At 61.0% G+C, this 25,920-nt stretch carries 26 protein-coding genes; 12 read left to right on the forward strand and 14 right to left on the reverse strand.

What is annotated here, in order from left to right:
* Positions 1-31 precede the first annotated feature (31 nt).
* Both FJ936_RS08405 and FJ936_RS08410 read left to right on the forward strand, forming a co-directional pair.
* Positions 32-274, forward strand: coding sequence for a hypothetical protein (locus FJ936_RS08405; protein ID WP_015316406.1), 243 nt, complete (start codon positions 32-34; stop codon positions 272-274).
* A gap of 108 nt (positions 275-382) precedes the next feature.
* A complete protein-coding gene (locus FJ936_RS08410; protein ID WP_015316407.1) occupies positions 383-643 on the forward strand; it encodes a hypothetical protein in 261 nt (86 codons plus the stop codon).
* Positions 644-659: 16 nt separating this feature from the next.
* Here the strand turns inward: FJ936_RS08410 and xth are convergent, their stop codons facing one another.
* Positions 660-1,445: an exodeoxyribonuclease III gene (gene xth, locus FJ936_RS08415; RefSeq protein WP_015316408.1), complete on the reverse strand. Its 786-nt coding sequence runs from the start codon at positions 1,443-1,445 to the stop codon at positions 660-662.
* A 334-nt stretch (positions 1,446-1,779) separates the two neighbouring features.
* On the opposite strand from xth, the gene FJ936_RS08420 reads away from it, so the two are divergent.
* The 5 genes from FJ936_RS08420 to FJ936_RS30700 all read left to right on the forward strand — a co-directional run bounded on the left by FJ936_RS08420 (position 1,780) and on the right by FJ936_RS30700 (position 5,406).
* Positions 1,780-2,706, forward strand: coding sequence for an NAD(P)/FAD-dependent oxidoreductase (locus tag FJ936_RS08420; protein ID WP_140790223.1), 927 nt, complete (start codon positions 1,780-1,782; stop codon positions 2,704-2,706).
* A gap of 104 nt (positions 2,707-2,810) precedes the next feature.
* Positions 2,811-3,842: an alpha/beta hydrolase gene (locus FJ936_RS08425; protein WP_246680431.1), complete on the forward strand. Its 1,032-nt coding sequence runs from the start codon at positions 2,811-2,813 to the stop codon at positions 3,840-3,842.
* A 44-nt stretch (positions 3,843-3,886) separates the two neighbouring features.
* Positions 3,887-4,417, forward strand: coding sequence for a DUF1003 domain-containing protein (locus FJ936_RS08430; protein ID WP_041163348.1), 531 nt, complete (start codon positions 3,887-3,889; stop codon positions 4,415-4,417).
* Positions 4,418-4,707: 290 nt separating this feature from the next.
* Positions 4,708-5,100 carry a response regulator gene (locus tag FJ936_RS08435; protein WP_140790227.1) on the forward strand — a complete coding sequence of 131 codons (393 nt, stop codon included), beginning with the start codon at positions 4,708-4,710 and terminating at the stop codon, positions 5,098-5,100.
* A 117-nt stretch (positions 5,101-5,217) separates the two neighbouring features.
* Positions 5,218-5,406, forward strand: coding sequence for a hypothetical protein (locus FJ936_RS30700; RefSeq protein WP_015316413.1), 189 nt, complete (start codon positions 5,218-5,220; stop codon positions 5,404-5,406).
* A 33-nt stretch (positions 5,407-5,439) separates the two neighbouring features.
* On the opposite strand, the gene FJ936_RS30470 is transcribed toward FJ936_RS30700, so the two are convergent.
* From FJ936_RS30470 to FJ936_RS08455, 4 genes are all read right to left on the reverse strand, one after another.
* On the reverse strand, positions 5,440-5,616 hold the full coding sequence (locus FJ936_RS30470) for a hypothetical protein (RefSeq protein ID WP_157163632.1): 177 nt from the start codon (positions 5,614-5,616) through the stop codon (positions 5,440-5,442).
* A gap of 171 nt (positions 5,617-5,787) precedes the next feature.
* Positions 5,788-6,381 carry a sigma factor-like helix-turn-helix DNA-binding protein gene (locus tag FJ936_RS08445; RefSeq protein WP_140790229.1) on the reverse strand — a complete coding sequence of 198 codons (594 nt, stop codon included), beginning with the start codon at positions 6,379-6,381 and terminating at the stop codon, positions 5,788-5,790.
* 377 nt (positions 6,382-6,758) lie between these two features.
* Entirely contained in the window at positions 6,759-6,995 is a 237-nt protein-coding gene (locus tag FJ936_RS08450; RefSeq protein ID WP_015316415.1) for a hypothetical protein, read from the reverse strand.
* Between the two features lie 19 nt (positions 6,996-7,014).
* The gene (locus tag FJ936_RS08455) at positions 7,015-7,749 is read right to left on the reverse strand and encodes a Crp/Fnr family transcriptional regulator (RefSeq protein ID WP_015316416.1); all 735 of its coding nucleotides are present in this window, start codon (positions 7,747-7,749) and stop codon (positions 7,015-7,017) included.
* 73 nt (positions 7,750-7,822) lie between these two features.
* Between FJ936_RS08455 and FJ936_RS30475 the strand changes: the two genes are divergently transcribed.
* Both FJ936_RS30475 and FJ936_RS08465 read left to right on the forward strand, forming a co-directional pair.
* Positions 7,823-8,239, forward strand: coding sequence for a hypothetical protein (locus tag FJ936_RS30475; protein WP_041163349.1), 417 nt, complete (start codon positions 7,823-7,825; stop codon positions 8,237-8,239).
* A gap of 247 nt (positions 8,240-8,486) precedes the next feature.
* The gene (locus FJ936_RS08465; RefSeq protein WP_141906364.1) at positions 8,487-11,828 is read left to right on the forward strand and encodes a DEAD/DEAH box helicase; all 3,342 of its coding nucleotides are present in this window, start codon (positions 8,487-8,489) and stop codon (positions 11,826-11,828) included.
* Positions 11,829-12,108: 280 nt separating this feature from the next.
* Here FJ936_RS08465 and cyoD read toward each other — a convergent pair whose 3' ends face one another.
* The 5 genes from cyoD to FJ936_RS08490 form a co-directional block, all read right to left on the reverse strand.
* The gene (cyoD, locus tag FJ936_RS08470) at positions 12,109-12,525 is read right to left on the reverse strand and encodes a cytochrome o ubiquinol oxidase subunit IV (protein WP_140614624.1); all 417 of its coding nucleotides are present in this window, start codon (positions 12,523-12,525) and stop codon (positions 12,109-12,111) included.
* Positions 12,522-13,208 carry a cytochrome o ubiquinol oxidase subunit III gene (gene cyoC, locus FJ936_RS08475; RefSeq protein ID WP_140614623.1) on the reverse strand — a complete coding sequence of 229 codons (687 nt, stop codon included), beginning with the start codon at positions 13,206-13,208 and terminating at the stop codon, positions 12,522-12,524. Before cyoC ends, cyoD begins: the two co-directional genes overlap by 4 nt.
* A complete protein-coding gene (cyoB, locus tag FJ936_RS08480) occupies positions 13,205-15,208 on the reverse strand; it encodes a cytochrome o ubiquinol oxidase subunit I (protein WP_181763125.1) in 2,004 nt (667 codons plus the stop codon). Before cyoB ends, cyoC begins: the two co-directional genes overlap by 4 nt.
* 2 nt (positions 15,209-15,210) lie before the next feature.
* Positions 15,211-16,158 (reverse strand): ubiquinol oxidase subunit II, encoded by a 948-nt coding sequence (cyoA, locus tag FJ936_RS08485; protein ID WP_246680432.1) that lies wholly within the window; start codon positions 16,156-16,158, stop codon positions 15,211-15,213.
* Between the two features lie 250 nt (positions 16,159-16,408).
* Positions 16,409-17,278, reverse strand: coding sequence for an MBL fold metallo-hydrolase (locus FJ936_RS08490; protein ID WP_140821167.1), 870 nt, complete (start codon positions 17,276-17,278; stop codon positions 16,409-16,411).
* Between the two features lie 313 nt (positions 17,279-17,591).
* Here FJ936_RS08490 and FJ936_RS08495 point away from each other — a divergent pair, with 313 nt between their 5' ends.
* Positions 17,592-18,761 (forward strand): beta-glucosidase, encoded by a 1,170-nt coding sequence (locus FJ936_RS08495; protein WP_181763112.1) that lies wholly within the window; start codon positions 17,592-17,594, stop codon positions 18,759-18,761.
* 58 nt (positions 18,762-18,819) lie between these two features.
* On the opposite strand, the gene FJ936_RS08500 is transcribed toward FJ936_RS08495, so the two are convergent.
* From FJ936_RS08500 to FJ936_RS08510, 3 genes are read right to left on the reverse strand one after another with little or no spacing between them, the layout of a single operon-like run.
* A complete protein-coding gene (locus tag FJ936_RS08500; protein WP_015316426.1) occupies positions 18,820-19,341 on the reverse strand; it encodes a ferritin-like domain-containing protein in 522 nt (173 codons plus the stop codon).
* A gap of 34 nt (positions 19,342-19,375) precedes the next feature.
* Entirely contained in the window at positions 19,376-20,539 is a 1,164-nt protein-coding gene (glf, locus tag FJ936_RS08505; RefSeq protein ID WP_141906367.1) for a UDP-galactopyranose mutase, read from the reverse strand.
* A gap of 2 nt (positions 20,540-20,541) precedes the next feature.
* The gene (locus FJ936_RS08510) at positions 20,542-21,714 is read right to left on the reverse strand and encodes a glycosyltransferase (protein ID WP_141906368.1); all 1,173 of its coding nucleotides are present in this window, start codon (positions 21,712-21,714) and stop codon (positions 20,542-20,544) included.
* A gap of 360 nt (positions 21,715-22,074) precedes the next feature.
* On the opposite strand from FJ936_RS08510, the gene FJ936_RS08515 reads away from it, so the two are divergent.
* Together FJ936_RS08515 and FJ936_RS08520 are read left to right on the forward strand one after the other, a co-directional pair.
* Positions 22,075-22,992, forward strand: a complete 918-nt coding sequence (locus FJ936_RS08515; RefSeq protein WP_181166253.1) for a hypothetical protein — start codon at positions 22,075-22,077, stop codon at positions 22,990-22,992.
* Between the two features lie 179 nt (positions 22,993-23,171).
* Entirely contained in the window at positions 23,172-24,017 is an 846-nt protein-coding gene (locus FJ936_RS08520; RefSeq protein WP_015316430.1) for a manganese catalase family protein, read from the forward strand.
* Between the two features lie 66 nt (positions 24,018-24,083).
* Here FJ936_RS08520 and FJ936_RS08525 read toward each other — a convergent pair whose 3' ends face one another.
* A complete protein-coding gene (locus FJ936_RS08525; protein ID WP_210245818.1) occupies positions 24,084-25,664 on the reverse strand; it encodes a M20/M25/M40 family metallo-hydrolase in 1,581 nt (526 codons plus the stop codon).
* Positions 25,665-25,920 lie beyond the last annotated feature (256 nt).

Consider the following 25,920-nt stretch of genomic DNA (forward strand, 5'->3'; position numbering starts at 1 on the left):
CATCGCACTCTCGCTCGTTTGGAGACGCTTGATGCTTGACCGACCCATTCGCACGGATACCCTCTACCCGAATGACCTGGACACGCTTCGCGCGGTCTTCGACGCGATGTGCCAGGAGTTTGCCATTTTGCCGGACACAGCGGCGGCTCACTCCATCGCGAGAGAGCTGATCAGGCTGTTCCAGACCGGGATCACGGAATCGGCCATGCTGATGATTGCCGTGCGCGCGCGTTGGCAGGACGACTGGCAAACGGAAGCCAGCAACGCTGCCTGACCTCCGGTTCAGGCACGCACAATCGGTGCATCCTTTTCGAAACGGTGGCGTTGACCGTCACCCTGCCAGCAATGGCCGATCCGTTATCACCACCGACAGGAGGGATCGATGCCGAAATTTCGCTTCGAGTTTATCGAAGGCATGTCCCAGCCTGCAATCTTCGCCGACATGGCTGATCGGGATGAGGCCATCAAAGAGGCGAAGCGCGGAATTATCGATGGCGCGGACCCGACCAGCTGGGTGACGAAAGTCTACGACGAGGCGGGTTATCTCGTCGTCACACTTGGATTCCAGGATCTGGTCGCCGCCCCCGAGGATTCGCAACGATTAAGAGAGGCGGACGAACCTGGCGTCATGCGGTCTGGCTGAAGCCCGATGTCTCGGTTCACCGGGGCCAGTCGAGTTCGATCCAGGCTGGCGCGTGATCGCTTGGCTTGTCCCATCCCCGTACCGTCTCATCCACGCCCGCGCCGGCCAGCCTGTTCGTGAGCGAGGGGCTCACGAGAAGATGGTCCATGCGAAGGCCGGAACTGCGGTCGTAACCGCCCCGATAGGAAAAATTCCAGTAGGTATAGACGCCTCTCTCGGGACGGATCAGCCTGACGGCGTCGGTCCAGCCATCGGCAAGCAGGTCGGCGTAAGCCTGTCGGCTCTCCGGGAAGTAGACGGCGTCGCCCAGCCATCGTGCCGGAACCGCGGCGTCGATCGGCGCCGGCACCACGTTGTAGTCGCCGCAAAGCAGGCTGGCGGGCGCGTCCTTGATCAGGAGCCGTCCGTAGTCGATCAGCCGCTCGAACCAGCGGAGCTTATAGTCGAACTTCGGACCAGGCGCCGGGTTGCCGTTGGGCAGGTATAGGCAACCAACGACGAGACCGTCGATCTCCGCCTCGATGTAACGGCTATGCGTGTCATCGGCGTCACCGGGCAACCCGCGCCGACGCTCATGCGGCTGCTTGCCCCGAGCGAGAATGGCTACGCCGTTGTACGACTTCTGTCCGTGCCATATCGCCCCGTAGCCGGCGTTGCTGATGGCATCGGCAGGAAACTTTTCGTCCGATGTTTTCAATTCCTGGAGACAGATGATGTCGTGGTGCGTCTCACCCAGCCATTTGAGCAGAACCGGCAATCGACCGTTGACGCCGTTTACGTTAAAGGTAGCGACCCGGATCATCTGAAGCCTTGAGGCATCCATTCATAAAATGGCGCTCCCCGTTTGAGCGAGTTCGGCAGCGCCCTTTGTCGGCGGCCTCAGCTCTTCACTCATATCATTCATGGCCTGCCAGCCGCCCGACGTCGTTTGAGGACGAGGTCAGCGGTTGTGTTTCGCAGGTGCTCACCTTGTCCGTCAGGATTAACCCCGAAGCGGTAAGAAGGTTTCGACGCCGAGCAGGACCGGTGTGACAACGAGATCGAAGCTCTCTGGCTGCGGCTGAAGCCGGCCGGGCTTATGCGGTCTCTCCGCGTGTCGTGCTGGAACATCGAACGAACCAGATAGTTCGCCGCTGATGGAGCAAACCTGCGGTGAAAGCCATGCCGGTCACCCGCTCGCCGACGCTGAAGATGTGCTGATCGTCGGAGGCGGGCCAGCGGGACTGACTGCGGCCCAATATCTCGCCCGTTTTCGCCATCGCGTGCTGGTGGTCGATGCCGGCCAGCCCCGTGCCGCTCTGATCCCGAAAAGCCATAACTGTCCGGGCTTTCCCGAAGGGATAAGTGGCCCCGACCTTCTCGATCGGCTTGGCCGCCACGCGAGCTTGTACGGAGCAACCTTGATGCGGGGGCAGGTGTTTTCGCTGGCCGCTGGCGAGGGAGGCTTTGATGCTGAGACCTCGATCGGCGCAATCCGCGCGCGTAAGGTTTTCCTGTCGACCGGGATTGTCGACACGACACCCGAATTGCCCCGCTTGGCGGAGGCAATTGCGGCCGGTGTCGTTCGGCTTTGTCCGGTGTGCGACGGATATGAGGTGATCGACCGGAAGATAGCGGTCGTGGGGCAGGGTGACAGAGCCTTGCACGAGGCCATTTTCCTCAGCCGATTCACACCACACGTAACGATGCTGGGGACCCATGCATCGGACTTTTCAACCAGCACGCGTCGCGCGGCGGGCGAAAGAGGGATAGTCATCCGTCACACTCTCGACAGGCTCAGCCCGGCTGCTGACGGTTGCGCGGCGATTTTGCAGGATGGAGCGACCTGCCGCTTCGATGCAGTCTACGCGGCCTTGGGATGCAAGGTGCGCTCGCACCTCGCCCTGACCGTCGGCGCGAGATGTTGCGCGGAGGGCTACGTCACGGTCGATGAGCACCAGCAGACTTCCGTCGCCGGCATGTACGCCATCGGCGACGTTGTGAAAGCGCTGAATCAGATTGCGGTCGCGTTTGGACAAGCTGCCATCGCCGCGTCCCATGCCCATAGAGAGCTTACCGCCTAGGCCGTTTGAGCTGGCTACAAAGCGTCGTCTTTGTCCAGCGGAACAAGCCGCCACTCCGAAGGTTTGGGCAGGCAGGGCACCGGGCAGGGCAGTTGCTGGCAGGCATGGGCATGGCGTTCGACAGGGATGGACCGAAGCTATCGACCGTGCTGCTCATCGCCGCATTATCGGCACTTGCCGGGTACAATCACGCCCGCGCCAAACGTGCGCTTGTTGGCCGGGCGCACGGCCATGTCATGGAGGTTGACGGTCTTCGCCTGCATTTTATCGAAGCCGGCACCGGCATGCCGCTCATTCTGCTGCATGGAAACGGATCCATGGCACAGGATTTCAAGTCGAGCGGCATCTTCGATCAGGCGGCAAAAACCTATCGGGTACTCGCATTTGATCGGCCGGGCTTCGGGCGAAGCACGCGGTCGCGCGGCCGGCGGTGGTCTGCCCGCGACCAAGCCGATCTCATACATGCCGCCGCCGGCAGGCTGGGTATCGAGAACTACATCGTGCTTGGACATTCGTGGGGCGCTTGGGTAGCCCTCGAATTGGCGCGCAGGCATTCTCGTTCGGTTGCCGGCGTCGTGCTGGTCTCCGGCTATTACTATCCGCCGCCGCGGCTTGATCTTGCGCTGGCCGCCCTCCCGGCTCTGCCATTCGTCGGCACCGCGTTTCGCCACACCTTGCTGCCGGTGCTTGTGAGGCTTGCCTGGCCTTGGACGATGCAGAAGATCTTCCACCCAGCGGATGTCGCTGCCGACTTCGCCGTTCTCGCAAAAGATATCGCCAGCCGCCCTTCCCAACTGCGGGCGGTGTGTTCGGAATCGGCATCGATGCTGGCGGCGGCCCTGCTGACGAAGGCCAGCTACACGGACATTGGTGTCCCGACAGGCATCCTGGCGGGTTCTGGAGACCGGCTGTTCGACGCCGAGGGGGAGGCACGACGCCTGCATGCGGAGGTTGGTGGGTCCCTCCTCGACGTCGTTGAGGGCGCCGGCCATATGGTTCATCAGAGCGCCCCGGGGGCGGTGATCGCCATGGTGGACACGATTGCAGGACGACACTCCTCGTCTGAAGAGACCGGCGGCCATGAGCCCGCGAGTTCAGGCGGTACAGCCTCGCCGGACGTGCCTGGCGGGCGATGAGCAACGCTCGGATGACATTGGCCGCCAAACCGGGCTTTCAAAAGATGAACGATCAGCATCCCGCCGACATGCAGTCGGTCCTTCAGCAGAACATACAGGCTCTGGTCGACCACAGGCGACAACAGGAGGAGCACCAAGGCGTTCAGGTGCGAATTGCCGGCATCATTTCGCGCTTCGCGGGAAGCATGCCTTTTGTCTATTTGCATCTCGCAATTCTGATCGCCTGGATCCTTGCGAACCTTGGCCTGATACCGGCCGTCCCAGCCTGGGACCCAACTTTTGTGATCCTGGCCATGGTGGCTTCGGTCGAGGCGATCTTCCTGTCCACCTTCGTGCTGATCAACCAAAACAGAATGGCCGAACACAGCGAGCGCCGAGCGGAGCTGGATCTGCAGATCAGCCTTCTCAACGAGCACGAAACCACGAGGCTCATCGAAATGGTGGCTGCTTTGACGGAGCGCCTCAATGTCTCCACACCGGCCGATCAGGAGCTGCCGCAACTGGCCGAGAATGTCGATCCCCGGCAGGTGATGACGGAAATCCAGCAAGCTTCTGGAGATCAGGAGAAATCTTGAGCAAAAACGAAATGCCCCGCATTGGAGGCGGGCTGCCGCGGAGGCTAATCGAATAAGAGCCTACATCCAGAGGAACATTCGCTGCACTTCAAGGTTCGGTCGCGGGCCTACAATCCTCCCTTGTCTTGGCCTTCGAGGCTGTCGAAGCAGCTTCAGCCCGTCTCGGCTTTCCGAGGCGGGCTTCACATGACTCCGCCGCGAGGTCGCGGTGACAACAGGCCGATGCGTGTCATATGGAACCAAGTTGACGCCGAGATCGTAGTAGCGGTGGCGACTTGGGGATATCCCGGATGAGCGATGGCGTTGTTCTGATCGTCGAAGACGAGACGATGATACTGCTCGACCTCGAGTCAGCTTTGGAGGAGGCTGGCTTTCAGGTCGTCGGCGTTCGAAATGCTGCCGAGGCGCTGGCGGCCTTCGACCCCGATCCCACCAGGTTCAAGGCCGTGCTCACCGACATCCGTTTGGGGCCGGGACAATCGGGGTGGGAGATCGCCCGGCATTTGCGTAGGTCCAACTCGACCATCCCAGTTGTCTATATGAGCGGCGACAGCGCGGTACACTGGGGAGCGGAAGGAGTGCCCAACAGCATTATGATCACCAAGCCCTTCTTTCTGCCGCAAATCATAACCGCCGTTTCGCAGCTTTTAAACGCTCGGCAAGGCCCAGAAACTCACATCTAGCGCTGATAAGCTTTTTCTCCTTCCACGAAAATCCATGGAACATTCTGTCCCGACCAGCGTTAGGGCGCGCCGGAGAATCCTTATTGTAGGTTTCTTGCAGTGCATGGGCGGGATGAAATGCATAGGGATGCCTATACCCCATCGGAACTTGCCGTACTGAGCCGTGTTCTTGCACGCAGCAATCTCAAGAACGAGACTGAAGCCGAGAGAGAACGGCGCGCATCGCGCATCCTTGCTTACTACCAAGCCGGGATCACGGACGAGAACGAGCTTGAACAGCTGTCCCGGCAGCCGCTGGGAAGATGACGACTGAGCGTCCGTGTCTCGGCAAGCATGCATTTATTCGTCGAGCTTTCGGTCGAGTTCGTCGAGCAACGACCGATGCTCGCGCGGCATGTCCGCATCGGTCGGTAGGTCCAGCAACTGGCGAAGCTGGCGACGGCTGGCGTCCGATGCAATCCACTGACGTATGAGACGGGCTATGGCCTTCTGTTGCGCCTTGCCGATTTCTTCCATGTTGGGAACCCGAACTTGTCCGAGGGTCGAACTCGGCGGATCCCCTCATGGTTCCCTGTCATGCATAACAAACCTGCGGTTGAGCTATGGGCCACCTCAAGGCAAGCGATGTGTGGCTGCCTGAAAGGCATCCCGAATTTTTTGCCTTGAACACGGCCGCTTTGCTCACCGTCAATTCGATTTTTCAGGCGTGGCTTCCGCCGGGACGCCCGACAGGACAGCCATTCTTGTCCTCGCATCCTGTATCCGGCCCTTGATGGTGGCTGTGTCGCAATCGCAGATGTCGGCGGCGTCTTCATAGGACAGTCCGAGCATGCAAACCAGAACGATGGCCTGCCGCTCCGGATCCGCCAGGAGGTCAATGGCACGCGCTACCCTGGGGCCGGCTTCCATCTGTTCCTGTGTGTCGGTGGCAAAAGGTTCCGACAAGCAACTCGCCGACCCTCGAGCCTGGGGGGCTGTGCCTTCAAGCCTGGCCAAGGAAGCCCTGCGCATGGTGGCGAAGATCCAGGGCTTTACCCTGCTTCCATCAAGACCATCGAGATCTGCAATCCCTTTGACCAATGTTTCTCGAACAAGATTGTCAGCTTCGTCGATGCTGCCGCTGAGCGAACGTGCGAATGCCCGCAATGCGGGAACAAGATCGACCAGGTTCGTCTGTTCGCCAGAACCTGGCAAGGACGAGCCGCCAGGGTAGGTAACGGGCTGTGTCTGCTCCACAAGCGCCGGATCGGAAGCTTCGAGCTTGCGACGGTGTTCAGCCATCACACCGATCCTCCAGAGACATGGGACCTCTTTCGTGTCGGTCTGATCTGGTGGGGTGAAGGGTCCAAGCAGCGACAATTGTCATGTTTTGCTCCAGGCTGATACTCGGGCCCGTCATCAGCAGGGTCCTGCGTGCGAGCAAGGGTGCATTGTCCCCCGGCACGCACAGACCCAATTAATCCGGTCGCCGACTAGGCGCACTTACATAGATTAAAGCGCCCACCCGCTTGCATTCATGGATCTACTCCATGACCGAGCGCTGAGTGATCTATGGCTCGCGGCTTTGGATATATGTCGGCTCGATGCCCGTCCGATGGGCATGTTGAAGCTGGTTGGGTGGGGGGCTGATCCGATAATGGCGCGAAAATCGGCCGAATTCATCTCATCAATTTGATCTGAAGCGAGAGGCTTAGCCGCAGAACCTTGTCGCCATTTTCATCACGCACCTCGACAAACAATTTCTGGCCGTCGACGCTTTTCAATGCGTCTCTCGTAAGATCGATAAGGCCCTCGAATCCGACTCGGCGCACCTCTTCTAGGCCAGCGCATTCGACACCTATCTCATCCTGCAAGACCAAATCGCGATCGCCGGTGTCAAAGAAAAATCGTGCCATGGGAGAGCTTCCGTCACCACTAATCTGCCGGGTTCTTTTGATGCAGGTAAGTCGTGTCGAAATCCCCTGCGTGAGTGAGGCCGGGCCAGTCGATTGCATGCATTCTCGACCCCGTGGTGGCGATCAGGCCTTCACGTCGTAGTTCCTGAAGCATTCGGTTGACGTGGACCGTTGACAGACCCAATGCGTCGCCAAGTGCGGCTTGGGTTATGGGAATATCCGCAATGTGATCTTGAATGCGTCCCACCGCCCGCAAGCGAAATATGAGTTCGCACAAAATGTGAGCCATGCGGGTGTAAGCCTCACGTCTTCCAACGTTGGTGACCCACTCCCTGTACATCGCGGCGTCGATCAGCGTCGACCGCCAGAAAGCGGTGGCGATGCGAGGGTGCTGGTCACAGATGCTGCGGAGAACATCGTGTCGCATGAAGCCCACTCGGGCCGGCGTCATGGTCGAGAAATTACAATCCATGACCGACAGATGCAGCCCGTGCAGATCGGGAATGTCCCCGGCCACGAAGAAAGACGTGATCTGTCGCTTTCCTTCGCTTGTGTATTTGGTGGACCCGACCAAACCATCCAGGACGACAAACGAGTAAACAGGATGGTCACCCTCACGCACCAAGTCGTGGTTGGCCGAAAAATCTTTCTCCTGAATCGGTATGCTTTTCAAAACCGCGATTTCAGCTTCTCGAATGTCCGAGATGGTCTGAAGCTTGCGGATAAGTACATCCGAGGACGAAGAGGGGGACAAAATGGCTACCTAGCTGATGTTGCCCACCGAACTTTTATCCCAGCCAAAAGTTCCGGATGGCGGTGAAATCCGAATGAGCAGAACCTGGTTTGCCAAAGGCGCGATCAAAACCGCAGCCCATGGAACAAACGCACCCACGGCTTTGTACGTTTTCATACCTAACGCCGCTCCGCCGGAACGTAGGGTAGGCATTCGCGGTTACGTCGGACTCTTCGGGGAGTTCGCCATGGATGAGCCTAAGACAGCTTTCATTGATCGCCTGATCAAGGAAACCAGCGTCAGCGAAAAAGACGCCCGCGAACTGATAGCCCTGCTAGGGCTCAATTGGTCGTCCTTGGTCCGGGAAGCGAAGCTCCTGAAGCCACAGGCCCACGGTGCCTCTTATATGAGCGTGGACGGCGGCGGCGTCTCTGATTTCCAAACGAATTCTAACCAGGTCTCCGAGCAAGGCGGCCATTCTAGCCCGCTGGTCGGCAAGGCTGACACGTAGCGCCCGCGCTATCACGAGCTCGTTCAAAGTCCTTGTGGAGATTCTGGAAGCATGGCCGGCTAAACGGCCATCGTCGGCGGCGGTGACCGCTGCCAACAGAAGCGGCTCATCGAGAGCCGCATCGTTGGCGCGTTGCTCCATAGAACGCAAGACCGCGCACGCTGCCACTGCCTGCAACACTTTATCCGCCCCCAAGGAACAGGGTGGTTCCACTGACGTTCTCCGACGGTGGCAAGGTGAGACCTCAGTGAACAGACCCATTTCGCGGACGGAAATCATCGAAGAAGTCCATCACCCGTCGAATGACGGGGACCTCGCGAGAGACCAGGGCGCCTCGCCTTCCGCCGCAATCGCGGCGGCGCTGGCCGACTCCCTTGAGAGCGGTCCAAACAAGCATATTGTCCATATAGCCGCCTCGGAACGCAGTGCCGAAGAGACCGCTGCGGCTTTGCGTCAGTTTCTGCCGAGCGCGGACGTCATCTTCCTGCCGTCCTGGGATTGCCTGCCTTACGACAGGGTATGGCCGACACGCGCCAATATGGGGCGGAGGCTTCGCGCTCTGCGTGAGATCGCGAGCGAGCCAAAACGTCCGCGCATCGTGGTTCTGTCGATCGAGACCACGCTCCAGCGGGTGCCGCCCGCACCAGTCATTGCTGGCGGTTTTACAATTCTGGAACTCGGACAAGAGTTCGACCCGGATGGTTTCCGAACGAGAGCAGAGGCGATTGGATACGGTGTCGACGAAAGGGTCGACGAACCGGGCGAGATAGCCTTTCGGGGCGACCTCATGGACATATTCCCTGCTGGCGCCGATCACCCGGTTCGCGTCGTCATCGGTACAGATAGCTGCATCCGGGAACTCAAGACCTATGACCCCATAAGCCAGCTTAGCGAACAGTCGCGCGAGTCGGTCACGGTTGGGCCAGCATCCGAGCTGATTTTCGCAACGGGGGATCATCCTGAGTTGGCAGCGATGCGCGCGACGTCGATGGAAGAACGCCTCGTCGCGTTATACGGCAGCATGCCGTCGGTCTTCGATGTGGCATCCGGCGCCTGTGTCTCCATCGCGGAAGGTCTCGAAGGCGCGCCGCTCGACCGCTTCCTGGGCCTGATCGAAGATGCTCGTGGTGCAAGGCAGGAGGTTGCCGCGCCCGCCAAACCCTTGCCGGAACAGTTTTACCTGTCGCGTCAAGAATGGGACGTCGCAGTCCGTAAACGCCACGGCACGAGTCTCGCCGTTTCTGCCGCGCGAGTTCCCAAATTCTTCCAGCAGGCGCGATCCGGGGATCAGTTCGCCGAATTTGCGGAAAGGCAGACAAGGTCGGGTGTCACTGTGGCGTTCGCGGGCGAGGCCTCCGAACTGCGGCGAGCCGATCGTCTGCTCGATCGGAAGCTTGGTCGGCGAATGGGGGAAGTGGCGGACTGGCCGCGGATCCGTTCGGCCCCAGGGGGCTCTCTTCTCAAGGCCGAGATCGTTCTCGACGAAGGCTTTGTCGACGAGCAATCAGGCATCGCGGTGGTGGCCGCGGCCGACCTGTTTGGCCACGCCTTGAAAGCAAATGGCGGCGCGGCCACCAGCATACTCGAACCCGAGTTGCGCATCGGCGACGTCGTCGTCCATGAGGACCATGGCCTGGCCATGCTGGCGGCGGTCGAACAGGTCCAGTTGGCCGGTCAGCAGCAGGATGTCGTCAGGCTGGAATATCAGGACGGAGCTTCCTTGCTGGTTCCGGTCGATGAGTTTGGGCGGATATGGCGCTATGGCTCGGAACCCGGTGCGGTGCCGCTCGATCGCTTGAACAGCGATGGGTGGCTCAACCGACGCAAGGCGGCGCTGCGCGATATCGACAGGCTGGCCAAGCGCTTGAGGGACCTTGCCAATGCCAGGTCCAGCCAGCCTGCCGCGATCATGAAACCCTCTCGCGCCGATCTTGCCCGGTTCGCGGCGCGGTTTCCCTATGCCGAGACTCCCGACCAGGCTGCCGCCATCCGCGACGTGCTCGGCGACCTGTCGTCGGGGAGAACAATGAATCGCCTTGTCTGCGGCGACGTCGGCTTCGGCAAGACAGAGGTGGCCCTGCGGGCCTGCGCCGCCGCGGCCCTCTGCGGGAAGCAGGTGGCGGTGATAGCGCCGACAACGGTGTTGGCACGCCAGCACTACGAGACGTTCAGCAGAAGATTTGCGGGAACCGGCCTCGAGGTCGCCCACCTCTCGAGAATGATCGGAGCGGCGGAGGCGAGAGCGGTGAAGGAGCGGCTGCGGAGCGGTCAGGTCGCGGTGGTTGTGGGTACCCAGGCCCTGGCGGCCAAGAGCGTCAGCTTCGCCAATCTCGGACTGCTGGTGATCGACGAGGAGCACCGGTTCGGCGTCAAGTTGAAGCAGGCGCTGCGGAACATGGCGCCCTGCCTTCATACGCTGAGCATGAGCGCCACGCCGATACCGCGGACGCTGCAATCGGCGATGTCAGGCGTCCAGGAGGTCAGCGTCCTCAACTCTCCGCCCGCCAAAAGACGTCCCGTTCGCACCATCCTGGCGCCCTTCGATCCAGCTTCGGCAAGAGCCGCTCTTTTGCGCGAGTTTCGTCGGGGCGGACAGAGCTTCCTGGTGGTTCCGCGCATCGAAGACATCGATCCGGTTCGCCTGCAGCTAAACAGACTGGTGCCGGAACTCGCGGTCAAGACGGCGCATGGCGAAATGAAAGGGAGACAACTGGACGACATCGTGGTCGGGTTCGCTGACGGTGACGGCGACGTCCTGTTGAGCACCGACATCATCGAGAGCGGCCTCGACGTGCCGCGGGCCAACACCATACTGATCTGGCGAGCGGACAGGTTCGGTCTGGCACAGCTGCACCAGCTTCGCGGCCGGGTCGGAAGGGGGGCGGTGCAGGCTATTGCTCTTCTTCTGACCGAGCCTGGCGTCGAACTGGCCGAAGGCACAAGAGCCCGACTTTCGACCATGATTGCGCTCGATCGGCTTGGCTCCGGCCTTGCGATCAGCCAAAGGGACCTCGACCTGCGCGGGGCAGGAGACCTTTTCGGCGAAGATCAAGCCGGACACATGAAGCTGATCGGAGCAGGCCTTTACCAACATTTTCTGCAGCGGGCGGTCTCGCTGGCTGCGGGAGGGGCCGATACCGACAAGCAGCTTGCCGACATCAACGGCGCCGGAAAAGGGGCCTTTCCCGAAAGTTACGTCAACGAGCCGACGGTGCGCGTCAGCCTCTATGCGAGGCTGTCTCGTTTGGCTGCCGAGACGGACCTCGATGCATTCGGCGAAGAGCTTGAGGACCGCTTTGGAGACATGCCCGGCGAAGTGGCGGATTTACTGGAACTGACCAGGTTGCGCATAGCCGCGGCGGACCTGGGCATCAGCAAAGTCGATGTGGGACCAGAAGGGATCGCGATTACCTTCCGCAAGAAGCCGGTGGCATCAAAATGGCGCTTTAAAAACGCACAGGGCTTCGAGTTCCGCAACGGCCGGCTGATTTTCAGGCCCCCGATCCAGTCTCGCGGCTCAGGTATCGATGCCGTCCGCTCGGTGCTCGGTGCCTTGCGTGCAGCCCGGCCGGCGCGGCGCCGCCCATGATGGGTTCGCTCGGATCACCGGTTCCAGATCGTGGGGAAAGTCCGGCGCTTCGACGGGCAGTTCGTCAGCCGGCGTTCTTTCCCTTTGAGTCACGGCCGGAAGCATTTCGGCGACCTCGATGAGGATATCCTTGACGAAGTGATTGATCTGGGCGCCCATCTACCGCGAGCCTGTTGTCTCCGATGGCGTCCGAACTTGCTGCCCGAACCAAAGTTCCCGCCTGAAACGCGTGACGAGGCGAGCGAAAGTCAGCTAATGCCGTGTCCGGCGTGCGGTTCGCTCAAGGCATCACTCCGGCTTGATGGGCCGTCATGGCAGCCATGTTCTGATCCAGATGGGCCATGATCCAGACTGAGCCCAGAACCACCAGCGCCACGATCAGCACGCCGAAGGCCAGGGCCAGGACGTTGTTGGTGTTGTCCGGTCCGGTCGTCAGGTGGAGAAAGAAGACAAGATGCACCCCCATCTGCGCGACAGCGAGCACCACCAGAGCCGAAATCACCGCCGGCTGGTAGATCAGGTTGGTCTGAGCCGCCAGGAACGAAGCAATCGTCAGCAGGATGGCCAGGCCGAAGCCGAGCAGGTAGCCAGAGAGGCCCCCCGCCATTTCGTGCTCGGTTATGCGTTCCTCGCCCGGCGCTGAATCGCGGCGGTCTGGCGTCTCGCCGGCCCCGCTCTCGCCCCCGATTTCGGTCATGGCGATACTCCTAACAGATAAACCAGGGTGAAGATTGCAACCCAGATGATGTCGAGCGCGTGCCAGAAGAGCCCGAAGCAGTGGAGCCGCCGCAAAATATCGGGTCGAAAACCCTTGACCCACAGCTGCGCCATCATGGTGCCTAGCCAGAGCAGGCCAAGTGCGACGTGGGTCCCGTGGCAACCAACGAGTGCGAAAAAGGCTGAAAGAAATGCACTTCGAGACGGGCCTGCCTGCTCGCCGGCCATCGCCGCGAACTCCTGCACCTCCAGGAGCAGGAAGGCTGCCCCGAGCAGGCCCGTAACCAGCAGCCAGAACTGGGTGGCAGCCATCGATCTGCGGTGGCTCGCGAGCGTTGCCAAGCCGCAGGTGAAGCTTGAACTGAGCAGAAGGCCCGTTTGCACCGCAACGCGCGTGGGTTCGAACAGATCCTTGCCGGTCGGTCCGCCGGCGGTTGCCTTGGCGAGCACGGCATAGGCGGCGAAGAAAGCCGAGAACATGATGATGTCGGACAGCAGAAAGATCCAGAACCCGTAGGCAACGGTGACGAACTTCGACGCAGGGCCGCCCTGTCCGTGGCCCGTCGCGGATCTTGCACCATGGCTGCCGGTGCGATTGACCCGGTATTGGTCGCGTGTCTGGCCGTCGGCGCTGATGTCGGTGGTGAAGGCGTGATCGCTCATACCGGACGTTCCCAGCTGCGCAGGAAGGCAAGCCGCGCGGCTCGGCCGTTTCGGTCTATTCGCGCGACCTCATCGGCGGGGATCTCGTAGTTGCCATGATCGCGCCAGGCGAAGACGACGAAGGTGGCGTAGGCGCCGATGAAGCCGACGATCGCCAGCCACCAAATGTGCCAGATCAGCGCGAAGCCGATCAGCGTACTGAAGAAAGCGGTGACGAAGCCCGTCGGGCTGTTGCGCGGCATCTCGATAGGCTCGTACGCGGCCTCCGTCTCCGCGCTCTGCTCCTCGATCCCCCGCTGCTTGATGGTCCAGTAGGGTTCTTCGTTCTCGACATGTGGCAGCCGCGCAAAGTTGAAGGCGGGTGGAGGGGAGGGTGTCGACCATTCCAGCGAACGCCCATCCCACGGGTCGCCGGTCTCGTCGCGAAGCTTGTCGCGATGCCGGATCGAAACCACCAGCTGCATGATCTGCAGTGCGGCGCCGATGATCATCACCAGCACGCCGAACGCGGCCACCACCAGCCACGGTGCCCAAAGATCCATGTCGATGTGCTGAAGGCGCCGCGTCATGCCAAGCAGGCCGACGATATAGAGGGGCACGAAGACCAGCATGTAGCCGACCAAGGTGACCCAAAACGCCGCCTTCCCCCAACCTTCGTGCAACCGGAAGCCGAATGCCTTGGGGAACCAGTAGGTGAAGCCGGCAAAGGCGCCGAACAGCACGCCCGAGATGATGACGTTGTGGAAATGTGCCACGAGGAAAAGCGAGTTGTGCAGCACGAAGTCGGCGGGCGGGACGGCTAGCAGAACGCCGGTCATGCCGCCGACGGTGAAGGTGGTGACGAAAGCCAGCGCCCAAAGCATGGGCGTGTCGAAGCGAACGCGCCCGCCATACATGGTGAAGAGCCAATTGTAGATTTTTACGCCGGTGCCGACGGCGATGACCGAGGTGGCGATGCCAAACGCGGCATTGACGTCGGCACCGGCGCCCATGGTGAAGAAATGGTGCAGCCAGACCATGAACGAGACGATGCAGATGAACATCGTCGCCGCGACCATCGAACGATATCCGAACAGCGGCTTTGACGCGAAGGTCGAGAAGATCTCGGAAAAAATCCCGAAGGCTGGAAGCACCAGGATGTAAACCTCGGGATGGCCCCAGGCCCAGATCAGGTTGACGAACATCATCTGATTTCCGCCGGCTTCGTTGGTGAAGAAATGGAAGCCGAGATAGCGGTCCAGCGTCAGCATCGCGAGCGTGGCGGTGAGGATCGGGAAGGCCGCGACGATGAGCAGGTTGGATGCCAGCGATGTCCAGCAGAACATCGGCATGCGCAGGTACCCCATTCCCGGCGCACGCATCTTGAGGATGGTCGTCACCAGGTTCACGCCGGTCAGCAGCGTGCCGACGCCGGAGATCTGGATCGACCACAGATAATAGTCGACACCGACGCCCGGCGAGTAGGTGGTTTCCGACAAGGGCGCATAGGGCAACCAGCCGGTGCGCGCGAACTCGCCGATGACAAGCGAGATGTTGACCAGCAGGGCTCCGGTAGCCGTCAACCAGAAGCTGACTGAGTTGAGCGTCGGAAAGGCGACATCGCGGATGCCAAGCTGCAGCGGCACGACGAAATTCATCAGGCCGATGATGAAGGGCATTGCCGCGAAGAAGATCATGATCGTGCCGTGCGCCGAAAAGATCTGGTCGTAATGCTCGGGCGGAAGATAGCCTGGACCGTGGATGGCCAGCACCTGTTGCGTGCGCATCATGATGGCATCGATGAAGCCACGCAAAAGCATGAGCATCGCGAGCACGATGTACATCACGCCGATGCGTTTGTGGTCGACCGAAGTTATCCACTCGCTCCACAGATAGGGCCAATATCCCTTGAGACTTATCCAGCAGAGCACCGCTGCCGCGGCGAGGAACACCGCGAAGGCCGCACCGAGGGGGATAGGTTGGTCGAACGGAATCGCCGACCAATCGAGCTTGCCGAGCATCGTCATTCTCCCCCTTCTGCCTGCTGGTGGTGCGCCATGGCCGCCGCTCGTAACGCCTTCGGACTGACCTGTGGCTCACCGCTGCCGGCACTTTCAGCGGGGCCGGGGCCGGGCGGCAGCGTCTGCTGAACAACCGCTTCGAACAGCCCGGGCTGCACGTGGCCGAACGAAGCCGGCGGCAGGTTTGTGCTTTGCCGGGCGAGCTCGCGGTAAGCGTCGGCGTTGAGCACGCCGCCGCCACCACGCAACGATGACGTCCAGCGGGTGAACGCATCAGGCGAAACCGCGGTCACGCTGAAGTTCATGTCCGAGAAGCCGTCGCCGCTGAAATGCGCCGACTGACCGAAATAGCTCCCCTCGCGGTCGGCCTGCAGATGCAACTCGGTCTGCATGCCGTTCATGACATAGACCATGCTGCCAAGCTGAGGCACGAAGAACGTGTTCATCACGCTGGCCGAGGTCAGCTTGAAATGCACGGGAACGCCGGCCGGGATGACCAGCTGGTTGACCGCTCCAACACCCTGCTCGGGATAGAGGAACAGCCATTTCCAATCGAGCGCCACCACTTGGATGTCGAGCGGTGGCTGCGCCGAGGCGATCGGTTTGCGCGGATCGAGGTGATAGGAACCGTAATAGATCAGTCCGCCAAGGAAGAGGATGGTGAGCGTCGGAATCGACCAGACGATCAACTCGATCCGGCCTGAATAGGTGAATTCCGGGTCGTAACGGGCATTGCTGTTCGAGGCGCGGAATTTCCAAGCGAAGGCCAGCAGTGCGATCAGCGTCGGAATGACGATCACCAGCATCACCGCCAGCGAGTTCAAAAGGATCGTGCGATTGCCCGCGCCAATTGGCCCTTGCGGGTCGAGCACGCCCCCCGCGCAGCCGGGCAAGAATGCGGCTGCGGGTATCCAGAGCAGCGAACGCGCCGGCTTGAAGGTGGCTGGCAATAACAGTGGCTGCGCCACGTATCTCGGGGAGGACGCGTCGTGAGGGCACGCGTTCTTCGCGTTTTCCATCTAAGTCTTCCCTGACGCAGAATTCGAGATACGCCCGGTGTCGCCTGCCGCCCAACGAACGCCTAACTGGCGCCCGTGGCGTTTGTTCCGCCGCCGCCCGTCTTGGGCCGCCCGGGCGGCAAAGCCGGCGCGTTTTTGACAGATCTTGAGAACCGCAGCAGAGCGCTGCGCTCGGACAGGCTCAGCTATTTGGAACCGTCGCCGGCTCGCGCACGAATTTCATTTTCGGCGGCACGGCAAACTCCGTGAACCGATCAGCCAGGCTGTCAAGAGCTTGACGCATGCCCATGCCGGCCGCCGCCGCCCCATGTCCACTGATGACCATCTGCGGCTTCAGCGCGGCCAGGCGCTTCACCGATCTTTCCGCCGCATCCCAGTCCGGCGTGAAATAGCGTGGCGGACCGTGCATCTCGAGATCCTGAACGGCGACCTCATAGACCGACTCCTGGCCTGTGGTGATGAAAGCGTCCCCTACGATCAGCGAGCGGTCCTCCTCGCGCCAGAGCGAGATATGCCCCGGGGCGTGTCCTGGCGTGTGCAGCCACTGCCATCCGGGCATTCCGGGGATCGAACCGTCGGCCGGCAAGAGTTCCAGACGGTTGCCAAGATCGATCGGCCCGCGTGGAAATAGCGGCGAGAGCAGCGCCATCAGTCCACCCCCGACCCAGGGGTCCGGCGGCGGATAGGATGTGGTCCCGTCCAAATAGGGGCGCTCGAGCGGGTGCGCGAAGACAGGCACGTCCCACGTAGTCGCCAGGTCCAGAACCGTTCCCACATGGTCGAAATGGCCGTGCGTCAAGATGATCGCAGCCGGCCGCGCGTCAATCCCGAAGCGCTTCTCCGCCACAGCAAGGATGCTGCTCCGGGACGTCGGCAACCCGGTATCGATCAGCACCCATTTCCGGTCTCCGCTGCCCGGTGCGCCGAAGAACACGACATTGACGATTGCCAGCCGCAAATAACCCAGATCCGGTGCGATGCTCCAAGCACCGTCGCCACGATCCTCGCGCCTGGCGTGGTCGATATCGGAAAGTTGAATTTGAACGGTCATGTGATCCCGTGCCTCTGTTGTTTGCCGGGCAGCCGGTCGAGTTAAGCGACGCCGGTGCTACATCGCCCCGAACTTGGCTCGAGCCTCCTTGTTCCTGATGTCGCCAATCGCCACCCAGCTCGCGGCTGGTCGACCACCGGAACAAAGGCTCGGCCAGTCGGTTCGGCTTTACCCCGCTCAGGCAGGATGAGGGGTCAGCTGAGCTGAGCAATGGAACGCGGCTTGCCTGATCGGATACGGCGTTTCGCCAAGGCAATTCGCGGTCCAAACAGGGCGGCCGAGTTTGAAACCGACTGCCCAAAGGAGACTTCGAATGGACGAAGTGGAACGCACGGACGGGCACGAAGTGGGTGAGTCGGCTCCGAAAGCTTCGCGCTTTGCCAGTTTTTTCATGGCGGGCTTTGAGTGCTCCTCGCATCGGCGCAAGGATGGCGTCCGCCTCGACCTTATTCGTGCGACCTCGCATAATTTGCATGCCCTCGGCGATTACCGGGCCTGCGCCGAACTCGGCCTGCGCACCATTCGCGATGGGCTACGCTGGCACCTGATCGAAACCGCTCCCGGAACCTATGACTGGTCAAGTTGGATGCCTATGGTCGAGGCAGCCCAATCGGCAGGGGTCCAGGTCATCTGGGACATCTTCCATTATGGATCCCCGGATCATGTCGATCAGGGGTCCATCCAGTTCATCGATGCCTATGCCTCGTTCGCGGCGGAAGCCGTGAGGGTGTACCGTTCGATAACCGGAACATCGCCTCTGTTGTGTCCGATCAACGAAATCTCCTTCTTCGCCTGGGCCGTCGAGGTCGGCTATTTCCCGCGCGTAGGACCGAACAAGCGGGGATGGTTCAAGCGGCACCTCGTCAAGGCTGCCATCGCCGGTGTTCGTGCAATGCGGGAGGTCGATCCGGCATGCGGATTTGTCTGGGCCGAGCCGCTCATCCACATCGCGCCTCGCGACCGGACCCGCGGCGAACGGCGCCGCGCCGAAAACGCCCGACTGGGACAGTTCGAGGCCTACGACATGTTGCTGGGCCGCGTCGAACCCGAGTTGGGCGGCAGCGAGGATGTTGTCGACGCCGTGGGCCTGAACTTCTACCCACACAATCAATGGTACATAAATGGACCGACCATTCCGATGGGGCACCACGAGTACCGTGCTCTGTCGGAAATGCTGATCGAGGTCGCTCATCGATACGGCAAGCCGATGTTCATTGCCGAAACCGGCTCGGAGGGATCGGGCGGGGCGGCTTGGCTCCACTATGTCTGCGACGAGGTGCGTGCGGCGATAAAACTCGAAGCGCCGATCGAGGGTATTTGCCTGTATCCGATAACCGCTTACCCCGGGTGGGATAATTCCCGACATGCGGAGGTGGGATTGTTTTCCGTCATCCAGGCGGATGGCACGCGACGCCTCCGCCAGCCCGTCGCGGCCGAACTGGTTCGGCAGCAAGATCTGTTCGCACCAAACCGGACGCGTTGAAGGAGCGGCCGGCGACCAGGCGGGGGCGGCGTTGTGGATGCCGCCCCTGGCCGTTGGATCAGCTTTTTGCGGTCTCCCCCGCCGCGCGCAACTTGGCGTACCGCAGGGTCACGTCGCTCAGATTTTCCTTAAGCCAATCGGCCATCGCTTCCTCTTCGCTCAGATTTTGCTTGAGGACCGTTTCGGCATCCTGGAAGCCGCCGGCCTCGGCGAGCACCAGGAGCGAATTGTAGGCAGCGATCTCGTAGTTTTCGAAGGCGAAATTCGCTAGGCTGTTCTTGATGATCTCGTCGCCTGCCATCGAGTGTCCCATGGCAGCCATGCTGCCAACCATCGACAGGGCCGTGTCCTTGAGAGTCGAGTGCTCTTCATCGAGACCCTCCAGGACCGTCTCGAGCCGAGTGATCTGGCCCTCGGTCTCTTGAATATGCCGGCGCAAGCGATCAGCCACCTCAGGATAATTCTCGATACGCTCGACCTGTGGTTTCATGATCGACAGCGCTTGGTTCTCCATGGCATGGGCGTTGCGCAAGCCAACAATGAATATCGAACGGCTCTCCGAGTTGAAGTTTGTATCCATCGCAATTCTCCTTTTGTTTTCTGCCGCGGTTAATTCAGCTCCCATGTGCGGGAGAACTCGCCACCAGTCCGGCCAGGGACGTCCTTCCAGTGCCCGCCCATTCCGGCAGACTTTTCTGGATGCGAGCGAAAGTGGCCAGAGCCTGTCCGACCACCTGGTCCATGTTGTAGTAGCGGTATGTTGCCAGGCGGCCGACAAACCACACGTCGGGACAGGTTGCGGAGAGCGCTTCGTAGCGCTTGTAGAGCGCTTCGTTTTCGGCTCGCGGCACCGGGTAGTACGGGTCGCCGATATCCGTCGGGTATTCGTAAGTCAGGCTGGTCCGCGCGTTCTGCTGGCCGGTCAGATGTTTGTACTCCGTGATGCGGGTGTAATCTTGCGTCTGCGGATAATTGACGACGGCAACCGGCTGAAACTGCTCGCGGTCCAGGGTGACGTGCTCGAAACGCAGCGAGCGATAGGGAAGATGCCCAAGCTGCCACCCGAAATATTCGTCGATCGGACCGGTATAGATCATCCGCCTGAACGGAATCTTCTCACGGATTTCGCGGAAATCGGTCTGCAGCATGATCTTGATGTTCGGATGGTCGAGCATGCGTTCAAACATCCTGGTGTATCCGCCGGCCGGCATTTTCTGGAAACTATCGCTGAAATAGCGGTCGTCACGGTTGGTCCTGGTCGGCACTCGTGCCGTCACCGACTTGCTCAGTTGACTGGGATCGACGCCCCATTGCTTCCTGGTGTAGCCACGGAAGAATTTTTCGTAGAGCTCGCGGCCCACCGTGCTGACAACGACATCCTCGGCCGTGCGAACGTCCTCCACAGTCTCGCGTCGCGACGCGAAGAATTCCTCCAACTGGGCCGAGGTCAGTTCCAGTCCATAAAGGCTGTTGATCGTGTCGAGATTAATCGGGATGGGAACGAGTTTCCCGTCCACCGCCGCCAACACCCTGTGCTCGTATGACCGCCACTCGGTGAACTGCGACAGGTAGTCCACGATCGCCTGGCTGTTGGTGTGGAAGATATGCGGACCGTAGCGGTGGATCAGGATGCCGGCTTCATTGTAGCAATCATACGCATTGCCGCCGACATGGCCGCGACGATCTACCAGCAGGACGCTTTCGTGACGCTGCGAGGCTATCCTTTCGGCAAGCACGCTGCCGGCAAAACCCGCCCCGACGACCAGCCAGTCGAACATGGCTAAGCGCTCCTGCGAAGAGGGACGATTTTCTTGCGTTCATGGGCGCGCTCGATGTGAGCCGCCATGGCATTCCATGTTCGCTCCCAGGAGGTATCCGCAAGGTAGGCGTCGACTTGTTGCCGGAGCATCTGGCGCGGTCGCGAAAGAGCCGAGCGGAGCTTGGTTTCCAGATCGTCGCTGTCGGCGATTTCCACCAGCCCGGCAGCGCCGTAGCTGCGCACCACGTCCACGATCGCCGTCGAGACTACCGGCAGCCCCGCCGCGAGGAACTCCGGCGTCTTGGTCGGGCTGATGAAGCGGGTCGCTTCATTGAGGGCGAACGGCATCCAGCCGGCATCCCAATGGCGCAGGTAGTCGGGCAGATCGCGGTAGGCTTTCCCGCCCAGCCAGTGAAGGTTCTCGGCGCGCGGCAGGCTTGCAGCGTCGATCTTGACCACCGGGCCCAGCATGACGAAATGCACGTCCGGCATGGTCTCCGCCGCCTGGGCCACGAGATCGACGTCCAGCCGCTCGTCGATGACGCCGAAATAGCCGACCCTCGGGTGAGGAATGCCGGCCTGATCGGCCGGGTCTTTTCCCGGCTTCCTGGCCTTGTGAAAGTGGTTCACGTCGATGCTGCTCGGAAAGGGATAGATCGCGTGATGCAGGTGGCGCTTGGTCTCGAACAAGCTCAGGCCGCCGGTGAAAACAAGATCGGCGCGGTGCAGAAGCACCTTTTCCATCTGCCTCAATTCAGGCGGCGCATTCTTGAACGCCGAGAGTTCGTCCATGCAATCATAGACACATATGTCAGGCTCAAGGTACTCCGTGAAGCGGAGAGCCATTGGCGTATAATACCAGGCGATCAGCCGGCTGTGCGGCATAGACGCGATTGTCTGCTGAACAAATCTGCGCTGCACGGCATCTGCTTTCGCGGCCGACGTGCCGACCGGGAGCACTGGTGTCACAATCAGAATGTTTGGCGAGGCCTCGCTCGTCCGCATTAGCGGCTGCGGCAATTCTTCGAAGACAGGTTCTTCAAAGTAGACCACCCTCTGCTGCATGGATGCGAGAGTGAGGATATGCTGCGGGCGTTGATGAACGAAATTCCACCTTAAATGAGAGAAGCAAACCAGTAGATTTTGCCTGCCAGCCTGTTTACTGACGGTTACCCTGCCCAAGGCTGCTTCCATTGAGATATTCCTTTTATAGACGGTGGTTTATGTTGCGACTAACATTTGTTAATCGTGGATGAGGGGGAACTAGACTTCGGTTTCAGCTCCTAACTTTCGGGTAGGTGAGTTGTTCCAAGGTGAAACGGAGAGCCTCGGTCGCCGCTTCGGATTGGACGAATGCAAAGCGCCGGCTGCGCGGAGGCAGACTGGCTGTCTCAAATGGCGGGTCATCGAAACTGCCCGCGACCAAGTTTGCTGGTGGAGAACCGCCTTCGCCGTATTTGCGTTGAACTTGCTGGCTATAAAATGTGCCGGACATCAACTTGATTCGCCCGCGGCTTGGGCGGGTCCGGGGCAAGGGCAAATTCCGGGGCTAAGATGAAGATCGACTTCGATACCAACGTGTTTCCGCTGTTCCATCCGCAAAGCGTGGATGATCTCAAGGACCCATGCCCCGTCTTCGATGGCAGGCTGTGGCATGTGTTCGGCTCAAGCGGGACGGTGACGACCGAGACGTGGAGGATCCTGCACGCCACGGCCCCCGACCTCTATGGGCCTTGGACCGAGCACGAAGCGATCGAGCTTCCCATCAACGGGACCGGGGTCGCGGCTCCGGGCGTCATCCACGAAAGTGGCGTCTTCCATATGTTCATCCAGACCGAGTTCATGAAATCCGGGGGCCGCTGCGAGCATGCGGTTTCCAACGACGGCTTCCATTGGGTGGTTCTCAGCCCGGCCATTCTCGCCATCCCCGACACGGAAGAGGATGGCATCTACGATCCGCATCCGGCGGTCATTGGTGGCAAGCGCTATCTCGTTTACTCTGCCATGCCGAAATTCAACAGGGTGCCGCAGCCCGACATCTATCTCGCACGCAGCCAGTCCGACTCGTGGTTCGGGCCGTGGAAGCGGATCGGCAAGATCCTCGATCACGCTGATGTCCCTCATCACAATACGAGAGAGGACCCCGACTATGAATGGGGCATAGAAGGTGCCCAACTGGTCGAGTTGCCGGATGGCCGAGTGCTTCTGAACGCCACTTGCTTTCTTCCAAATGGCCTTCGTGGGAATCGCCAGCGCGTGTTTTTTGCCATCGCTGACGAGGTTGCCGGACCTTACGTGTCCATAGGCCCGGTACTCGAACCAGGCCAGCCGGGCGAGAACGGTCATTCAACGGTGATGATCGAAGGCAGCCAGCTTTCCCTGTTTTACCAAAGCCGGGTTGCCGCGACCGACCACCGGTGGCGCTACGGCTTGGCCCGATGTGACGTGGCTCTGTTTTCCAAGGTTGCATGATCCTGGTCTGCCGGCCGGCACGACTGCGTTCGACCGGCCGGAGCGGCTGTCGTCGTCGTGCAATTGAGTTCCGTTGACACGAGGCGATCCGTTGCCAGTTCTTTCCAAATTAAACGCCTACCCGGGCGGAACAATGCTTCCGGGCTGAGGTTCGGCTGACTTCAAACGGAGAGTCAGCCATGTATTACACCGACAAGAAATTGCAGTTCCCGGTTCGAGTCGAGACGCCGAACCCAATCTTTGCACGCGCCTTACAGCAGGCCATAGGCGGAGTGGAAGGCGAAATTCGTGTCGCCTTGCAGTATTTCTTTCAGGCGTGGGGGTGCCGTGGACCGGCCAAGTACCGCGACCTGCTGTTGAACACAGCCACCGAGGAGCTCGCCCATATCGAGATGCTGGCGACCGCGGTCGCGCTCAATCTCGAAGGGGCACCGCTTTCGCTGCAGGAGGACGTGTCGTCCGATGCGGTCGGCGGCTCTGTCCTCAACGGGATGAATTTCCGTCATATCTTGTCGACTGGGCTCGCCGCCCTGCCGGAAAACTCCAACGGTGTTCCCTTCAATGCTTCGCATGTTTATGCCAGCGGCAATCTTGCCGCCGATATGGTCGCCAACGTAACCGCGGAAGGAAGCGGACGCGTGCTTGCGACCCGCCTCTACAACATGACCAACGATGCCGGAATGAAGGACATGCTGTCATTCCTCATTGCGCGCGACACCATGCATCAGCAGCAGTGGCTGGCGGCGATCGAGGACATGGGGGGCCTGACTGCGTCTCTGCCGGTGCCCAATTCCTTCCCGCAGGAGAAAGAGCGTCAGGACGTATCCTATGCCTTCATCAACTGTTTCATCGAAGGTGTAGCACCGGCGCAGGGACGCTGGAGCGAAGGCCCGTCGATGGACGGCAAGGGCGAGTTCTCCCTGGTGCCCGGCGCACCGATGGGCGAGGAGCCAATGCTTTCGCCGCCACGGCCAAGCTCTGGTGCGCAGAGCGAGCAGATGTTCGACAGGAAGGCAGCCGAATAGTCATAGTCGCAGGCCGAAGGCGGCGGCCAAATGGGGGCCGCTTCCGCTTTGTGCCGTTCGTACTTGTCAGGTCGCGTCGGGCCGAAGGATCCTGGCGCAGACATCGCGAATGAGCTGCGGCAGGACGTCGAACGCATAGCCGACATGCAATCGTTCGAGCGGCGTGTGATAATCGCGTCCCCACGGACCGATGTTGATTGTCGGTATGTTGGCCAGGGCTCGCGTGAGGGGCCAGCGCACGCTGTCTTTCCAGGCTGGTGTGTTGCGGGCGACGACGTCGAGGGAGGACTCGGCCGCTTCGCCAAAGAAGCTCATGTCCGAAATCCCGGCGAAATAGTCCGCGCAGGTGACCACGCTGCCATAGCGAGCCGCTGCCTCGTCGGCCACCTCGACGGCAGCGGCTCGCAGCCTGGCGGCTGCCGGCTGCGCGGAAAGGTTCGTCGGCAGATAGGGAATGGATCCGAAGCCCGTCACGATGGCTGGTCCGGCCAAGCGGCTGAGTTCCCAGGCCTGCTCGGTTATCAATCGGCACTTCTCGGGCAGGGGCTGGTCGCCGGCGATCGAAGCGGAAACAGCTTCGAGCCGCATCCGCTCCGGTTCTTCGAGACGCGCCAGCAGAGTCTCATACCGATGGACCGGGATCGATTGCACCATCTCCAGCAGACCTGTTTCGTGCTGAGCGGAGACGCGCCGCCGGAGCTCCTGTAAAAGACGCGAGGCCGCTTCGGCGCATAGGCTGTCGAACCGGTCGAGCACCTCACTGGGCGCCCGGCGATAACTCAGCACATTGAAAGTGGCATGGGCGGTCCGCGGTGTCGTGACATCATACCCCGTCTTTCCGTCCCGAATCCCGAGCAGGCTGGGCGGGGTGCCGGGTTCGGTGCCGCACATGTCGGTGAGCTCGGGCGCCCATTCGATCCGCGCGGCGATTGCCGCGGCGATCGCGCCGGCATTGAGGCCATTCAAGGGAAAGCCGCTATGTGTGGGAACACCAACCACGCAGGCGGCCGGAAGCAGCTTGCCGACGGTCCCCAGAGCGATGACGCGACCCTTGCTGCCGTCGCCATCATCCGCGATCGCATCGAGATTGATCACCGCGAGCAAATCGAGGTCGCGCTCTTTACAGAGTCCAGGCAGCATCTGCGCCGCCTTGCGGGCGCCGGCGGAATTGTTCTCCTCGTCCGGCACTGCGATAAAAAGCAGATTTCCAGCCGGCTTTGCGCTTTCGGCAAATTCGGCGCATACGGCCAGCCCGGCTGCAAGGCCCGTCTTCATGTCGAGAAGACCGCGTCCGGCAAGGAACTCCCCGCCCGCGAAATCATGGTGGGCCAGAATGGCGGCTGGAGCGTTCGCGGCGACGAGGGAACCGTGCAACGCCTTTGTCAACGCGTCGGGCCGAGTGGCCAGAGGCTCCAACTGTCCGTAGTCGCTTGTCCCGACGGTGTCGTAGTGACCGGTCAAGAGCACGGTCGAGCGACCAGTGCCGCGCAGGAGCATCGCCACGCAGTGACGGCCGTCCTGAGGTCCGACCTCGATCGTCCAGACCTCCGCGTTCTGAAATGCCGTCTCCTCTCGGAGTTCCGCCGCCAGCCACGGGCCGAAGGCAGCCTCGCCGTCCGTGCCGGTGACGCTCTTCTGCTCGGTCAACCCGATTGCCCATCGCCGCGCGCGACTGGACAGCGTCTCGATAGGGTTGCGGGTCATTGCGATCCTGCCATTCGGGTGGGAACGGTGGATCCTATCCTGGTCAAGCGATTTCTCTCAAGCGCACTTCGGCGGTGGCTCAGTGGAATCCACTTGGAAGGTATTCGTGCTCAGAGGGGAACTCCCGGGCCGGGCAGCTCGTCTCGATGACGAACTGGCGACGCTCTGGACCGGTTCTTCCTGCATTGCTCTTGGATCG

The sequence above is a fragment of the Mesorhizobium sp. B2-4-13 genome, assembly GCF_006658535.1.
GTDB lineage: Bacteria > Pseudomonadota > Alphaproteobacteria > Rhizobiales > Rhizobiaceae > Mesorhizobium > Mesorhizobium australicum.

Coding starts and splice junctions, on each gene's coding strand:
- FJ936_RS08405 (WP_015316406.1), top strand. CDS start 32: ATGCTTGACCGACCCATTCGCACGGATACCCTCTACCCGAATGACCTG.
- FJ936_RS08410 (WP_015316407.1), top strand. CDS start 383: ATGCCGAAATTTCGCTTCGAGTTTATCGAAGGCATGTCCCAGCCTGCA.
- xth (WP_015316408.1), bottom strand. CDS start 1,445: ATGATCCGGGTCGCTACCTTTAACGTAAACGGCGTCAACGGTCGATTG.
- FJ936_RS08420 (WP_140790223.1), top strand. CDS start 1,780: ATGGAGCAAACCTGCGGTGAAAGCCATGCCGGTCACCCGCTCGCCGAC.
- FJ936_RS08425 (WP_246680431.1), top strand. CDS start 2,811: ATGGGCATGGCGTTCGACAGGGATGGACCGAAGCTATCGACCGTGCTG.
- FJ936_RS08430 (WP_041163348.1), top strand. CDS start 3,887: ATGAACGATCAGCATCCCGCCGACATGCAGTCGGTCCTTCAGCAGAAC.
- FJ936_RS08435 (WP_140790227.1), top strand. CDS start 4,708: ATGAGCGATGGCGTTGTTCTGATCGTCGAAGACGAGACGATGATACTG.
- FJ936_RS30700 (WP_015316413.1), top strand. CDS start 5,218: ATGCATAGGGATGCCTATACCCCATCGGAACTTGCCGTACTGAGCCGT.
- FJ936_RS30470 (WP_157163632.1), bottom strand. CDS start 5,616: ATGGAAGAAATCGGCAAGGCGCAACAGAAGGCCATAGCCCGTCTCATA.
- FJ936_RS08445 (WP_140790229.1), bottom strand. CDS start 6,381: ATGGCTGAACACCGTCGCAAGCTCGAAGCTTCCGATCCGGCGCTTGTG.
- FJ936_RS08450 (WP_015316415.1), bottom strand. CDS start 6,995: ATGGCACGATTTTTCTTTGACACCGGCGATCGCGATTTGGTCTTGCAG.
- FJ936_RS30475 (WP_041163349.1), top strand. CDS start 7,823: ATGAGCAGAACCTGGTTTGCCAAAGGCGCGATCAAAACCGCAGCCCAT.
- cyoD (WP_140614624.1), bottom strand. CDS start 12,525: ATGACCGAAATCGGGGGCGAGAGCGGGGCCGGCGAGACGCCAGACCGC.
- cyoC (WP_140614623.1), bottom strand. CDS start 13,208: ATGAGCGATCACGCCTTCACCACCGACATCAGCGCCGACGGCCAGACA.
- cyoB (WP_181763125.1), bottom strand. CDS start 15,208: ATGCTCGGCAAGCTCGATTGGTCGGCGATTCCGTTCGACCAACCTATC.
- FJ936_RS08490 (WP_140821167.1), bottom strand. CDS start 17,278: ATGACCGTTCAAATTCAACTTTCCGATATCGACCACGCCAGGCGCGAG.
- FJ936_RS08495 (WP_181763112.1), top strand. CDS start 17,592: ATGGACGAAGTGGAACGCACGGACGGGCACGAAGTGGGTGAGTCGGCT.
- FJ936_RS08500 (WP_015316426.1), bottom strand. CDS start 19,341: ATGGATACAAACTTCAACTCGGAGAGCCGTTCGATATTCATTGTTGGC.
- glf (WP_141906367.1), bottom strand. CDS start 20,539: ATGTTCGACTGGCTGGTCGTCGGGGCGGGTTTTGCCGGCAGCGTGCTT.
- FJ936_RS08510 (WP_141906368.1), bottom strand. CDS start 21,714: ATGGAAGCAGCCTTGGGCAGGGTAACCGTCAGTAAACAGGCTGGCAGG.
- FJ936_RS08515 (WP_181166253.1), top strand. CDS start 22,075: ATGAAGATCGACTTCGATACCAACGTGTTTCCGCTGTTCCATCCGCAA.
- FJ936_RS08520 (WP_015316430.1), top strand. CDS start 23,172: ATGTATTACACCGACAAGAAATTGCAGTTCCCGGTTCGAGTCGAGACG.